The 12,653-nt window shown below is 72.6% G+C and carries 12 protein-coding genes and 1 riboswitch; of the genes, 4 read left to right on the top strand and 8 right to left on the bottom strand.

The window, feature by feature from the left end; all coding sequences use genetic code 11:
• Nucleotides 1–54: 54 nt before the first annotated feature.
• Together ACNYC2_RS26610 and ACNYC2_RS26605 are read right to left on the bottom strand one after the other, a co-directional pair.
• Nucleotides 55–1,320 carry an O-succinylhomoserine sulfhydrylase gene (locus ACNYC2_RS26610; protein ID WP_419704632.1) on the bottom strand — a complete coding sequence of 422 codons (1,266 nt, stop codon included), beginning with the start codon at nucleotides 1,318–1,320 and terminating at the stop codon, nucleotides 55–57.
• Complete coding sequence (locus ACNYC2_RS26605; RefSeq protein WP_419704631.1) at nucleotides 1,317–1,766, bottom strand: rhodanese-like domain-containing protein; 450 nt, start codon at nucleotides 1,764–1,766, stop codon at nucleotides 1,317–1,319. The genes ACNYC2_RS26610 and ACNYC2_RS26605 overlap by 4 nt, the downstream gene beginning before the upstream one ends.
• A 230-nt stretch (nucleotides 1,767–1,996) precedes the next feature.
• On the opposite strand from ACNYC2_RS26605, the gene ACNYC2_RS26600 reads away from it, so the two are divergent.
• Nucleotides 1,997–2,782 carry a phosphotransferase gene (locus tag ACNYC2_RS26600; protein WP_419704630.1) on the top strand — a complete coding sequence of 262 codons (786 nt, stop codon included), beginning with the start codon at nucleotides 1,997–1,999 and terminating at the stop codon, nucleotides 2,780–2,782.
• A gap of 44 nt (nucleotides 2,783–2,826) precedes the next feature.
• A riboswitch (SAM riboswitch) is annotated at nucleotides 2,827–2,940 on the top strand.
• Between the two features lie 31 nt (nucleotides 2,941–2,971).
• Nucleotides 2,972–4,393: an aminotransferase class V-fold PLP-dependent enzyme gene (locus ACNYC2_RS26595; RefSeq protein ID WP_419704629.1), complete on the top strand. Its 1,422-nt coding sequence runs from the start codon at nucleotides 2,972–2,974 to the stop codon at nucleotides 4,391–4,393.
• Nucleotides 4,394–4,441: 48 nt separating this feature from the next.
• On the opposite strand, the gene ACNYC2_RS26590 is transcribed toward ACNYC2_RS26595, so the two are convergent.
• The gene (locus ACNYC2_RS26590) at nucleotides 4,442–5,953 is read right to left on the bottom strand and encodes an amidase (protein ID WP_419704628.1); all 1,512 of its coding nucleotides are present in this window, start codon (nucleotides 5,951–5,953) and stop codon (nucleotides 4,442–4,444) included.
• A 170-nt stretch (nucleotides 5,954–6,123) separates the two neighbouring features.
• Between ACNYC2_RS26590 and ACNYC2_RS26585 the strand changes: the two genes are divergently transcribed.
• A complete protein-coding gene (locus tag ACNYC2_RS26585; RefSeq protein WP_419704627.1) occupies nucleotides 6,124–6,963 on the top strand; it encodes a mechanosensitive ion channel family protein in 840 nt (279 codons plus the stop codon).
• 81 nt (nucleotides 6,964–7,044) lie between these two features.
• Here ACNYC2_RS26585 and ACNYC2_RS26580 read toward each other — a convergent pair whose 3' ends face one another.
• From ACNYC2_RS26580 to ACNYC2_RS26570, 3 genes are all read right to left on the bottom strand, one after another.
• Complete coding sequence (locus ACNYC2_RS26580) at nucleotides 7,045–7,236, bottom strand: hypothetical protein (protein ID WP_419704626.1); 192 nt, start codon at nucleotides 7,234–7,236, stop codon at nucleotides 7,045–7,047.
• 122 nt (nucleotides 7,237–7,358) lie between these two features.
• Complete coding sequence (locus ACNYC2_RS26575; RefSeq protein ID WP_419704625.1) at nucleotides 7,359–8,255, bottom strand: LLM class flavin-dependent oxidoreductase; 897 nt, start codon at nucleotides 8,253–8,255, stop codon at nucleotides 7,359–7,361.
• A gap of 27 nt (nucleotides 8,256–8,282) precedes the next feature.
• The gene (locus ACNYC2_RS26570; RefSeq protein ID WP_419704624.1) at nucleotides 8,283–9,284 is read right to left on the bottom strand and encodes a helix-turn-helix domain-containing protein; all 1,002 of its coding nucleotides are present in this window, start codon (nucleotides 9,282–9,284) and stop codon (nucleotides 8,283–8,285) included.
• 63 nt (nucleotides 9,285–9,347) lie between these two features.
• Between ACNYC2_RS26570 and ACNYC2_RS26565 the strand changes: the two genes are divergently transcribed.
• Nucleotides 9,348–10,208, top strand: coding sequence for a serine aminopeptidase domain-containing protein (locus tag ACNYC2_RS26565; RefSeq protein ID WP_419704623.1), 861 nt, complete (start codon nucleotides 9,348–9,350; stop codon nucleotides 10,206–10,208).
• A 99-nt stretch (nucleotides 10,209–10,307) separates the two neighbouring features.
• Here the strand turns inward: ACNYC2_RS26565 and ACNYC2_RS26560 are convergent, their stop codons facing one another.
• The gene (locus ACNYC2_RS26560) at nucleotides 10,308–11,267 is read right to left on the bottom strand and encodes a MaoC/PaaZ C-terminal domain-containing protein (protein WP_419704622.1); all 960 of its coding nucleotides are present in this window, start codon (nucleotides 11,265–11,267) and stop codon (nucleotides 10,308–10,310) included.
• Nucleotides 11,264–12,631 carry a 3-oxoacyl-ACP reductase gene (locus ACNYC2_RS26555; RefSeq protein WP_419704621.1) on the bottom strand — a complete coding sequence of 456 codons (1,368 nt, stop codon included), beginning with the start codon at nucleotides 12,629–12,631 and terminating at the stop codon, nucleotides 11,264–11,266. The genes ACNYC2_RS26560 and ACNYC2_RS26555 overlap by 4 nt, the downstream gene beginning before the upstream one ends.
• Between the last annotated feature and the right edge of the window lie 22 nt (nucleotides 12,632–12,653).

Raw genomic sequence — 12,653 nt, 5'->3', positions numbered from 1 at the left:
AGAACTCCGGCCCGCCAGGGTTCTACTTCGCTGCAGTTCTACTTCATCACGGTTCTACTTCGCGGAGGCGAGAGCCTGTTCTACGTCCTCGATCAGGTCCCGCGTGTCCTCCAGGCCGATCGACAGCCGCACCGTGGTCTCCGCGATGCCGACGGCGGCCCGCCCCACCGCACCGAGCTTTCGGTGCGTGGTCGTCGCCGGATGCGTGATGAGCGACTTCGCGTCCCCGAGGTTGTTCGAGATGTCGATCACCTGGAGCGCGTCGAGGAACCCGAAGGTCCGCTTCTTCGCGGTCTCGGCGTCCGTGCCCTTCGGCACCGCGAGGTCGAACGTGACCACCGTGCCGCCGCCGCTCATCTGCGCACGCGCCAGCTCGGCCTGCGGGTGCGAGTCGAGGAACGGGTAGCGCACGGCGCCCACCCCGGGCAGCTCCTCCAGGGCGTGCGCGACGGCGAGCGCGCCCGCGCCCTGCGCCGCGAGCCGCACCGGCAGCGTCTCCAGCCCCTTGATCAGCGTCCACGCGTTGAAGGGCGAGAGCGACGGCCCGGTGTTGCGGATGAACGTCTGCACGGGCCCGGTCACGTACTCGGTCGTGCCGAGGATGGCCCCGCCCAGCACGCGCCCCTGCCCGTCGATGTGCTTGGTCGCGGAGTAGACGACGACGTCCGCGCCCAGCTCCAGCGGCCGCTGCAGCAGCGGAGTGGCGAACACGTTGTCGAGCACGACGGTCGCCCCGGCGGCGTGCGCGAGGTCGGCGACGGCGCGCACGTCCACGATGTCCTGCATCGGGTTGGAGGGCGTCTCGAAGAACACGACGTCGGCCGGCGTCGAGAGCGCCTCCTCCCACTGGGCGAGCACGTGCCCGTCCACGTAGTCGGTGCGCACGCCCCACTTCTTGAAGATCTCCTCGAAGATCACGACGCTGGACCCGAACAGGGCCCGGGCCGCGACGATCCGCGATCCGGACTGCACGAGCGCGGCGAGCGACGTGAACACCGCGGACATCCCGGTCGCCGTCGCGTAGCAGGCCTCGGCGCCCTCCAGCAGGCGCAGGCGCTCCTCGAACGTGTGGACCGTCGGGTTGCCGTAGCGCGAGTAGACGAACCGGTCGATGTCACCGGCGAACGCGGCCTCGGCCTCGGCCGCCGAGTCGTAGACGTAGCCCTGGGTGAGGAACAGCGCCTCGCCCGTCTCCTGGAACTCGGTCCGCTGGTGCCCGCCGCGCACGGCGAGCGTCGCGGGGCGGACGTTCCGGGGCAGCGGCTTGCGGCCGGACCCGCCGGGGGTCGCGTCGGGCGGGAACGCCCCGGTGACCGTCACTGAGCGCCCTCCGTCCAGGGCAGCCCGGCGACCTTCCAGCCCTGCTGGTCGCGGACGCCGTCGGCTCCGGGCGCGCCCTCGAAACCCTCCAGCACGTTGTACGACGGCGCGATGCCAGCCGCCGTGGCGAGCCGCGCCGCGCCGATCGAACGCTGGCCGGAGCGGCACAGGAAGACGACCGGGCCATCCGTGACACCCGCGGCCTTGAGCTCCTCCAGGAACTGCTGGTTGGGGCGGCCACCGGCCCGCACCCACTCGCTGAACACCGGCTGCTTCTCGAGAGACGCCGTGTCGGGGATGCCTATCGCGCGCCACTCACCCTCGGTGCGGACGTCCACGAGGGTGGCGGCCGGGTCGGCGGCGAGCAGGTCCCAGGCCTGCTGGGGCGTGATGTCGCCGGCGTAGCCGTCGGCGGGGCGGGCTTCGATGTGCGCGGGGACGCTCATGTGCTCCTCCATCGGTCGTGGCGGTAGCACCCTCGTCCGTCCTCGCCAGGGGCGGGAACGCTGGGTTGCTGCGGCGTCGTCGTGCCACGTCACTCGGCCGCTCGGGATGGTCGCTGTGATCCTACGACACGACGTCCGGCAGGTGGGATGCCGTCTCGCTCACTGGTCGGGACTACGGTCGGAGTGTGGATGACACTGTGGACAAACCTGTGGAAGCTGTGGATGACGCTGTGGACCACGTTGTGGACGAGCAGGAGCTGACCGGCGGCAACACCACCGGCGTCGTACGGATCGGCGACACCGTCCACCGCGCGGCGGGCCCCTGGACGCCCACCGTCCAACGGCTGCTCGCCCACGTCCGCGCCGCCGGGGTGACCGAGCTCCCCGCACCGCTCGGCCTCGACGACCAGGGCCGGGAGATCGTCTCGTACCTGCCCGGCGACGTCCCCGGCTGGCCCGCTCCGGCGTGGCTCTGGTCCGAGGACGTCCTGGCCGAGGCGGGCCGCCTCCTGCGGCGCTTCCACGACGCGACCGCCGGGTTCCCCCGGTCGGACGCCGTATGGCGCCTCCCGGCCACCGAACCGGCCGAGGTGATCTGCCACAACGACGCCGCGCCGTACAACATGGTCTTCCGCGACGGCCGCCTCGCGGGCCTGTTCGACCTCGACACCGCCTCGCCCGGTCCGCGGGTCCGCGACCTGGCGTACCTCGCCTACCGGATCGCGCCGTTCTCCTCGGACGCCTTCGCGGGTGCCACCTACGACGTCGCGCACCTGGATCCGACGGCGCGGCTCGACAGGCTGACCGAGGCGTACGGAGCGGAGTTCCGGCGCGCGGAGGTGCTGGACGCGATGGCCGACAAGCTCCGCGACCTGGCCGCCTGGTCGGCGGCCCGGGCGGACGGCGACGGGCCGGCCGAGCTGCGTGAGCACGCCGCGATGTACCGGGCCGACGCCGACCGGATCGCCGCGCTCGTCTCACAGCCGGAGCGACCGGATCGTGAGACCAATATCTGAGACGAGCGTTGACAGGAATTTTGCCGCAGCACAGGATGACGTCAGGTCATGAGTGCCAGCGTCAAGCCCCGGCTCGCTGGTCGGCAACCCTCCTACCGCGGTGGGGTGCCCCGGGTGACGACCTGGCCGCGCGCAGCCGCGCGTGGCAAGCGCGGGGGAACCTCCCCCAGGACTGTGCTGGAGGACGTCATGTCTGCAACCACCCTCGCCCACAACGACGCGGTCGCCGACGTCGCCCCGCTGCGGCCCGTCGTCGGCGGCGCGACCCTCGTCCCGCTGGTGGACGGCAGCCGGGTCCCGTACGCGAACCTCGACGTCGCCGCGTCGGCGCCTGCCCTGCAGGCCGTGGCCGACCGCGTCACCCAGGTGCTGCCCCTGTACGCCAGCGTGCACCGCGGCGCCGGGTACCTCTCCCAGGTGAGCACCGCGCTCTACGAGACCGCCCGTCGCACCATCGGAGCGTTCGTGGGCGCCCGCGACGACGACCTGACGATCATCACGCGAAACACCACCGACTCCCTGAACCTGCTCGCGGGCTGCGTCCCGGCGCAGCCCGACGGCGAGCCCGGCCGCGTGCTCGTCCTCGACGTCGAGCACCACGCGAACCTGCTGCCCTGGCAGCGCGGCACCGACGCGACCGTGCTGACCGGTGGCGCGACGGTCGCCGAGACGCTCGACCAGATCCGCGAGGAGCTTATCGACGCCGCCGCCGCGGAACGCCCGTTCGCCCTCCTGGCCCTCACCGGCGCCTCGAACGTGACGGGGGAGTCGCTCCCGGTCGACAAGATCGTCGCGATCGCCCACGAGTACGGCGCCCGCGTGGTGCTCGACGGCGCCCAGCTCGTACCCCACCGCCGCATCTCCCTGGAGACCACCGGCGTCGACTACCTCGCCTTCTCCGGGCACAAGACCTACGCCCCGTTCGGCGCGGGCGCCCTGGTGGGCCGCCGTGACTGGCTCGACGCCGGCACGCCCTACCTCGCAGGTGGCGGCGCCGTGCGGCGCGTGCGCGTAGCGGGCACCGAGTGGCACGAGGGCCCCGCCCGGCACGAGGCTGGATCGCCCAACGTCATCGGTGCCGTGGCCCTCGCCGCGGCGTGCGAGGAGCTCGCCGCGCTCGCCCCCGCCGACGTCGCGGCGCACGAGAACGCGCTCCGCCGTCGTCTCGTGTCGGGGCTCGAGGCGATCGACCGCGTCGAGGTCGTGCGCGTGTGGGCCGACGCCGTCGACCCGGTGGGCGTCGTGACGTTCACCGTGACGGGCTACGACCCGGGCCTCGTGGCCGCGTACCTGTCCGCAGAGCACGGGATCGGCGTGCGCGACGGCCGGTTCTGCGCCCACCCGCTGCTCGGCCGCCTCGGGTTCGACGCCGGCGCGGTGCGTGCCTCGGTCGGCGTCGGCACCGCGGGCGAGGAGGTCGAGCGCCTGATCGCCGCGGTGGGCCGCCTGGTGGCCGACGGCCCGCAGGCCGGGTACGACGTCGTCGACGGGCTCTGGGTAGTGACCGACGACCCGCGCCCCGTCCCGGAGGGCTCAGGGCTCGCGGGCCTGCTGGCGACCGCGGCCCTGGGCTTCGACGAGGACTTCGGCTGCCTCCCGGACGAGGACTAACCGGTGTCAGACGCGCAGGTCACGCGAGTGACCTGCGCGTCTGACACGTCAGAGAGGGAACATCCGCGGGCGGGGGAGCTCCGCCTCCAGCTGGGCCGCCAGCGCCAGCAGCGTGAGCTCCCCGCCCGGCCTGCCGATGATCTGCACGCCCATCGGCAGCCCCGCGGGTGCGTCCGCGGTGGCCTCGGTCCAGTGCGTCGGCACGGTGATCGCAGGCAGCCCCGCGACGTTGAGCATCGACGTGAACGGCGTGTACTGGCACTGCTGCTCGAAGTTCCGCTCGGGGTCCTCGGCGTCGTACCAGCCGATGGGCCGGGGCGTGAGGGCGAGCGCGGGCGTGAGCACGGCGTCGTACGCGCTGACCTGCGCCACCAGGGACCGCTCGAAGGCGGTGAGCGTGCGCACCGCCTCGGCGAGCTGCCGCGCGGGCACCTCGCGACCCGACCGGATCAGCCACTGCGTCAGCGGCTCCAGCCTGCCGAGCGTCTCCGGGTCGTCGATCGGCACCGCTGAGGCGCCGCCCATCCACAGCGTCCGGAACGCCGGCGCGTACTCGGGGGCCGCGGCCAGCGCGGTCTCCTCGACGTCGTGCCCGAGCCCGGACAGCGCCCGCACGCCGGCCTCCAGCGCGACGCGCGCCTCGGGTGACACCCCGATGTCGTAGAAACCGTCCCAGGCCGACGAGGTGGTCACGCCGATGCGTGCGCGGCTGCCTCCCGGCCCGCGTCCGCCCGTTCCCGGCGCGGGCAGCGCAGCGCGCTGGGCCGTCGCCAGGTAGGCCCCCGCCTCGTACGACGGTGCCCGCAGCGAGTACGGGTGCGCGACGTCGCCCCCGGCGCGCCTCGGGAGCATCGCCTCGAGCAGGAGAGCGGTGTCCGCGACGGTGCGCGCGATCGGTCCGTTCACGACCAGCCCGCCCAGCGAGTCGACGCCACTGCCCGCGGGCAGCAGCCCCCGCGTCGGCTTGAGCCCGACGACGCCGCAGGCCGCCGCCGGGATCCGGATCGATCCGCCGCCGTCGGACCCGGGGGCGAACGGCAGCATGCCGGCCGCCACCGCCGCGGCCGCCCCGCCGCTCGAACCGCCGGCGCCGCGGGTCAGGTCCCACGGCGTGCGCGCGGGCGGGGTGTGGACCGGCTCGGTGTAGGCGGGGAAACCGAGCTCGGGCGCCGCGGTCTTGCCGAGGCTGACGATGCCGGCGTCGTCGAGGATCCGGACTATCTCGTCGCTCTCCTGGGCCGGCGGCAGGTCCGCGAACGCGCGCGACCCGAATCCGGTGGGCACACCTGCGCGGTTCCACAGGTCCTTGTCGCCCGTGGGCAGCCCCCACAGGCTGCCCGGCGCCGGGGTCGCGGCCCGGCCCGGCCCGTCGTCGTCCCGCTGGAGCGCTGCCGCCCGCTCCCTGGCGAGCTCCGGCGTGACCGTGGCGAAGGCCCCGACGCCGGGGTTCAACCGCTCCACCCGCTCGAGGAAGTGGTCGGTGACCTCGGCCGGCGTGAGCTCTCCGGAGGCGAGGAGGTCGCGGAGCTCGACGGCGGTCCGCTCATGCAGGGCATCCATCCGGCCAGGCTATGTGTTCCGCCACCGTCGGCCGGGCGCTCGGCCGGGGTCGGAGAAAGATCCCGAATGTCTTAAAGGCGCGCCGAGACGGCAAATCCCGTCGCGCAGAATGTGCTTCTGCGGCATATGTTCGTGGAGTGCTGTCACCTTTTTAGGCGCACCACAGAGGTGTGCCAGAGGTGACGAGAAAGATCTCGAAGGGGGAGAGAACTATGCCATTCCTGAATACAGGTCTCGTTGTGCCGGGCGCGGTCGACTGGTTGGAGCCGCTCACGAGCGCTCTCGGTGCGATCGCAAGCTTCATCCCGAAGCTGCTCGTGTTCCTGATCGTTTTCCTCATCGGGTACTTCATCGCCAAGGCGGTCGCCCGGTTCGTCGGGATGATCCTGACGCGGATCGGCTTCAACAGGGTGCTGGAGAAGGCAGGGGCCAACAGGCTGCTCGCCGGCTCGGGCATCGAGCCGATCTCGCTGCTCACGAAGATCATCTACTACTTCATCCTGCTGATCACGCTGCAGCTCGCGCTGAGCGCGTTCGGGCCCACCAACCCGGTGAGCGCGATCGTGAACGACATAGTCGCCTGGCTCCCGAGCCTCGTCGTCGCAATCGTGATAGTGGTGATCGCCGGTGCGATCGCCAATGCGGTGAAGGACCTCATTCTCAACTCGATGGGCGGCGTTTCCTACGGCCCGCTCGTTGCGAAGGTGGTCTCGTTCTTCATCATCGCGCTCGGTGTTATCGCCGCGGTGAACCAGATCGGCATCGGTACCACTGTGACAATGCCGGTGCTCGTGGCATTCCTGGCTACCGTGGCGGGAATTCTGATCGTCGGTGTCGGCGGTGCGCTGATCAGCCCGATGCGTTCGCGTGTCGAAGGCGTCCTCGACAACCTGTCGGGTGCCGGCGCCGCAGCCGCACCTGTCGCCCAGCCCGTTGCCACCCCGGGTGCCGCTCCCGACGGAGCCCCCGGTACGGCGGGTTCGTTCGCGCCGCCGCCGCGCGACGTCTGATCGTCTGACCGGCCGGCACACCACGACGCCGGGGTCGCACCGTCCTGGACGGTACGACCCCGGCGTCGCGTCGTGTGCGACTCAGAAGTCGCGGTTGTCCCCGAACTCCCGGTTGTCCGGCACCGACGTCACGCGCGTGCCATCGGCCCCGAAGTCCCGGTTATCGGCCATGTCCCGGTTGTCGGCCGTGGCCGACGCAGCACCCAGGATGCCGATGGCCGCGGTGAGGACGGCTGCGGCGCCCGCGGCAGCGATTCGTGCGGACTTCTTCATGGTGCGCCTCCTTTGTCGCCGGAAGGGCGGTCCCCCGGCGCGACCACGTTGAGGCAAGGCGCCCGGCGACTCAACGACTTTTGGCTGACGCCGAATGTGCGGGCCCCGACGGCGGCGGTGTGCTATCCGTTGCTCAGCAGCTTCTGGGCCGCGCCCACCACCTCGACGAACCGCTCCATGTCCGGCTCGTCCTCCGTCGGCTGGAGGGCCACGGTGCTCGCGCCCGCCTCGCCGTACCGCCGCACGCCGTCGGCCAGCGCCTGGGCGTCGCCCCACAGGGCGTAGGAGCCGAGGGCGTCGTCGTCGGCCACGTCCATGCCCCAGGCGGTGAGCTCGGCGCGCAGGCGGGTGGCCGCGTCGGGGCCGGTCGCGGCGGACACGTTCTGGATGACCGGGAACGGCGCGGCGGCGTCGTGGCCCGCGGCCGCCCGGCCCTCGGCGATCCGCTCGAGCACGGCGGGCAGCCCGGCCAGACCGACGGAGCCCTCGAGGACCACGCCGTCGCCGATCTCGCCGGCCAGGCGCAGCGACTTCGGTCCGGTGGCCGCGACCGGGACGGGCACGGGCCGCGCGGGCGGCCAGTCGAGCGCGACGTCGTCGAGGGACACGTACCGGCCCGACGTCGTGACCCGCTCACCGGCGAGCAGCGCGCGCAGCGCCGTCGAGTACTCCCGCATGAGGGTCAGGGGCGACGCGGCCCTGGCGCCGACCTGCGCCATCCACGACTGCACGCCGTGCCCGATACCCGGGACGAGCCGGCCCGGGAACATCGCCTCGACGGTCGCGACCTCCATCGCGGTGAGCGCCACGTTCCGCAGGGGCGTCGGCATGACGCCGATCCCGACGCGGACGTGGTCGGTGGCGGACAGGATCGCGCTGGCAGCGGAGATACCACCGGTCTGGAAGCAGTCCTCCCACAGCCAGATCTCCTCGATGCCCGCCGACTCGACGGCGCGGGCGAGCGGGATGATGCGGGACGGCAGGGTCGACGGTCGGATGATGCACGCCAGTGTGGTCATGGACTCACGCTGTCACGGAGCGGGCCGTCAGATCCAGCCCTTACGTGCGGCGTGCCAGCCGAGCTGGATGCGGGTCGAGACGCCGGCCACGCCCATCAGCACCTTGACCCGACGCTGCACGGTGCGCAGGGAGAGCCCGAGCTGGTTGGCCACCGACTGGTCGGTAAGACCGGCCAGCATGAGCGCGAGGATCCGGCTGTCCTCCTCGTCGAGCTCCGAGGTCTCGGCGCGTTCACCCGGCGGTGCGAAGGGCGTCGCGTCGCGCCACACGCTCTCGAACAGGGCGATCAGGGCGTCCAGCAGCCCGGACGGATGGATGATCAGCGCGCCCACCAGGTCGGGGGCCAGGTCGGAACCCTCGGTACCCGCCTCGACGACGGTCTGGATCGGCACGAAGGCGAGCCGGCGGTCGATGAGGAACAGCTTGATCGGCACCCGCTCCGAGAACCGCACGTCCTCGCCGTTCTCGATGGCCTCGGCGATGTCGTCCACCCGCAGCACGCCGGTGTCGAGGAAGACGCGGTCGACGACCACCCGGTACCGCACGCCGCGCGCGACCGCCTGGTCCTCGGCGGTGTTCTCGTCGGCGGGCATCACGAACACCGGCGGCTTGGTGAACGACTCGACGGTCTCGCGCGCGCCGAGCTGCAGCTGGATGATGCGCTGCTTCACGGCGTCCGCCCCTCGGACCACGTCGACGACGTCGGTCGCCGGCCGAAGCGCGGACGAGCGCCGGAACTCCTCCTCGAGCTCGATCAGCTCGACCTGCGCGGCACGGATCTCGTCCTTGCGCCGGGCGAGCAGCGCGCCCAGCGCGATCTCGGGCGGCGCGGCCTGGAAGCGGGAGTCGTCGGCGCTCTGCCGGGTCGCCAGGCCGTGGCTCTCCAGCGCGCGGAGCACGTCCAGCGCGTCGCCGGGGTCGCAGTCGAGGCGGCGACCGAGCTCCGCCGCGTCGAGGGACGGGGAAGCCACGAGGTCGCGGTACGCGAGGGACTGGGACTTCGTCAGGCCGAGCACGTCGCCGAGCATGGGGTCCTCCCGCCGGATGAAGTTCGCAGCGCCCTGGCGAGGATACGGGATACCCTCCGGCACGTGAGCACCGAGGACGTGAGGCTTTCCGCTGACGACGGCGAGTCGGTCGCCGCCCGCTGGTTCCTGCCGGACGGCGACCCGGTGGGCGTCGTGGCGATCGCGCCCGCGATGGCCATGCCGATGCGGTTCTACCGGCACCTCGCGGCCTGGCTCGCGGAACGCGGCTTCGCGGTGCTCACCTTCTCGTACCGCGGTTCGGAGCCCGAGCTCTACGGCCCGATGCGGGACTCGTCGGCGACCGCCCTGGACTGGTACCACGACGCGGAGCTCGCTGCCGGGCACGCCCACGCCCGGGCTGCCGCCGCCGGCGTCCCGCTCACCTGGGTGGGGCACTCGTTCGGCGGCCAGAGCCTGGGCTTCCTGTCCGACGTCGGCGTGGACAGCTGCGTCATGGTCGCCTCGGGGACGGGCTGGCGGGGCAAGGCCGTGCCGATGATCAAGCGCTGGTCGCCGCTCCTGTGGCGAGCCATAGCGCCCGTGGCGATCGCCGCCGTCGGCTACTACCCGGGCCGTCGTCTCCGGATCCTGGACGACCTGCCGGCCGGGGTCATGCGCCAGTGGGGGCGCTGGTGCCTGCACCGGGACTACCTGTTCAGCGAGCACCCCGAGCTGCGGGACCGGTTCGCGAAGGTGCAGACGCCGGTCACCGCCCTCTGGACCGCCGACGACGAGCTCATCTCCCCGGAGTCGATCCGGTACTGGAGCAAGGAGTTCCCGAACGCGCCGATCGAGTTCGTCGAGCTGCGTGCCGCCGACCACGGCCTGAGCCGGATCGGCCACTCGGGCTTCTTCCGCCCCAAACGTGCGATCCTCTGGGAACAGGTCCTCCTCCCCGTCCTCCCCACCTCCTCCGCGAAGTAGAGCGCTTGTCCGGACGCCCGCTCTACCTCGCGCGCCGTGCTGCGCCGAGATAGAGCGGGCGTCCGGACAAGCGCTCTACTTCGCGGATCCTTGGGGTGGTCAGAGGGGGGTGACGGTGCCTCGGAAGTGGCGGGTGTTCCTGCCCGAGCGCCAGCCCTCGTAGACGAAGCCCCGCCCGCCGGTCGGGCCCGCCCCGTCGGTCGAGCCTGTCGAGACCTCGTTCGCGTAGCGGATCGAGACGTCCACCGTGCTCGGGAGCAGGACCGGCTTGAAGAACTCGACCGTCCACTCGTACGTCTCGCCCCGCCGTGCGGGCCCCACCTCGGCCAGCGCCCGTGCCGCGGTGTACATCCCGTGCGCGATCGCCCGGGGGAACCCGAACGCCTTGGCGCCCAGGCCCGACGTGTGGATCGGGTTCTGGTCGCCGGAGATCGCTCCGTAGGCCCGGCCCGTGCCCGCGCCGAGCTTCCAGCGTGCGGTCGGCAGGGGCGCCGTCCACTCCTCGCGGGGTGCCTCGGCCGCGTCCTCGCTGCTGCCGGGGGCCGTGACGCCCTTGGCGAGGTACGTCGACACGCTCTGGTAGGCGAGCTCGCCGCCGACCAGCACCTCGGCGACCAGGTCCACCTGGACGCCGCGGCGGTGGGGCCGGGCGTCCTGCGCCCAGGCCCGCACCGTCAGCGCGTCGCCGAGCCGTACCGGCCGGAGCACCCGTGCGGTGTTGCGCAGGTGCACCATGCCGAGCAGCGGCAGCGGGAAGTCGCCGCGCACCATGACGGCGGTCGCCAGCGGGAACGCGAGCACGTGCAGGAACCCGGCAGGCAGCACCTCGGACGACGGCTCACCGAGCAGCCGCTGGTACGCCGCGAGGTGCCCCGCCTCGCCCGCGGTGCCGACGTCCGCCACCTGGTACGCCAGCCTGGGCAGCTGCACAGCGCCCTTCGGGCGCTTGCTCGCGGAGCCGGCGAGGCCCTTGGCGAACAGGCCGCCCAGCCTCGGCAGCTGGGCGAGCTCTGTCACGTCGTACGACGCCGGTGCTCCCGGCACTGTCAGCTCTGTCATTTGCCCAGCATGGACTGGCCGCAGACGCGCAGCACCTGTCCGTTCACGCCGCGGGCGACCGGCGACGACAGGAAGGCGATGGCCTCCGCGACGTCGATCGGCAGACCGCCCTGCTGGAGCGACGGGATGATGCGCCGGCCCACCTCGCGCGTCGCGAAGGGGATCGACCGGGTCATCTCCGTCTCGATGAAGCCCGGCGCCACCGCGTTGGCCGTGCCGCCCAGCTCCGCCACGAGCGGCGCGGTGGCGGCCGTGTGGCCGATCACGCCGGACTTCGAGTACGCGTAGTTGGTCTGGCCCTTGTTGCCCGCGATGCCCGACGTCGAGGCGAGCGACACGATGCGCAGCCCCTCCACCCCGGCGGCCAGCAGCTGCTCGTTGATCCGCAGCTGCGAGGCGAGGTTCACCGCGATGACGGCGTCCCACTGGGCGGGCTTCATGTTCGCGAGCAGCTTGTCGCGCAGGATGCCCGCGTTGTGCACCAGGATGTCGAGGCCGCCGAGGTGCCGCGTCGCCTCCAGGATCTTGGTGCCCGCGTCGGCGGCGGTCACGTCGAGCTGCACCGCGGTGCCCTTGATCTCGTTCGCGACGGCGGCCAGCGACTCACCGGCGGCCGGCACGTCGACGACCACTACCTTGGCGCCGTCCCGGGCCAGGGTGCGTGCGATCGCCGCGCCGATACCGCGCGCGGCACCGGTGACGACGGCAACCTTGCCCGCCAGGGGCTGCTGCCAGTCGACGTCGTCGAGGTCGTCCGCCGGACCGACGGGCAGCACCTGGCCGTCGACGTACGCCGACTTGGCGGACAGGAAGAAGCGGAGCGTGCCGAGCACGGAGGTCGAGTCGACGGCGGCGCCACCGGTGAGCTGCACGCCGTTCGCCGTGGCGCCGGCCCGCAGCTCCTTGCCGACCGAACGCGTGAAGCCCTCGAAGCCGGCCCGGGTGGCGGCCACGGCCGGCGAGTCGCCGGCCTCCGGCGCGCGCGAGACGACCACTACCCGGCCGTTGCCCGCGAGCCTGCGGAGCGTGCCGCCGAGGGTGAGCACCGCCTCCGAGACGGCCTCGGGGGACTCGGCGGCCGTGCCGACCAGCACGACGCCGCCCCAGCGGACGTCGTCGGCGCCCTCGGTCGAGCGACGCACGTCGACGTCCCACGACCCGAGGGCCTTGGCGATCGCGTCGGCGTCGCCGGCCGAGGCGCCGTCCGACACGACGAGCACCGGACCCACCGTGAGGGGGGCGTCGGCCGCGTAGCGGCGCAGGATCGCCGGGCGCGGGAGGCCCAGCTTCTTGGCGATGGTCTTGGTGAAGCCGCGGTTCACGGCCACCGTGTACTTGTCTGACGGGGCGGACTGGACAGCCACGAAATTCCTTCCGGTTCTAGGG

Source organism: Promicromonospora sp. NFX87, from assembly GCF_048564965.1.
Lineage (GTDB): Bacteria > Actinomycetota > Actinomycetes > Actinomycetales > Cellulomonadaceae > Promicromonospora.
The sequence above is the reverse complement of the archived record's forward strand: the minus strand, read 5'-3'. Positions and strand labels throughout refer to the sequence as shown.

What these genes read in the sequence shown, in the direction of transcription:
- ACNYC2_RS26570 (WP_419704624.1), bottom strand. Translation starts at nt 9,284, where the DNA reads ATGCTCGGCGACGTGCTCGGCCTGACGAAGTCCCAGTCCCTCGCGTAC.
- ACNYC2_RS26605 (WP_419704631.1), bottom strand. Translation starts at nt 1,766, where the DNA reads ATGAGCGTCCCCGCGCACATCGAAGCCCGCCCCGCCGACGGCTACGCC.
- ACNYC2_RS26575 (WP_419704625.1), bottom strand. Translation starts at nt 8,255, where the DNA reads ATGACCACACTGGCGTGCATCATCCGACCGTCGACCCTGCCGTCCCGC.
- ACNYC2_RS26595 (WP_419704629.1), top strand. Translation starts at nt 2,972, where the DNA reads ATGTCTGCAACCACCCTCGCCCACAACGACGCGGTCGCCGACGTCGCC.
- ACNYC2_RS26580 (WP_419704626.1), bottom strand. Translation starts at nt 7,236, where the DNA reads ATGAAGAAGTCCGCACGAATCGCTGCCGCGGGCGCCGCAGCCGTCCTC.
- ACNYC2_RS26560 (WP_419704622.1), bottom strand. Translation starts at nt 11,267, where the DNA reads ATGACAGAGCTGACAGTGCCGGGAGCACCGGCGTCGTACGACGTGACA.
- ACNYC2_RS26590 (WP_419704628.1), bottom strand. Translation starts at nt 5,953, where the DNA reads ATGGATGCCCTGCATGAGCGGACCGCCGTCGAGCTCCGCGACCTCCTC.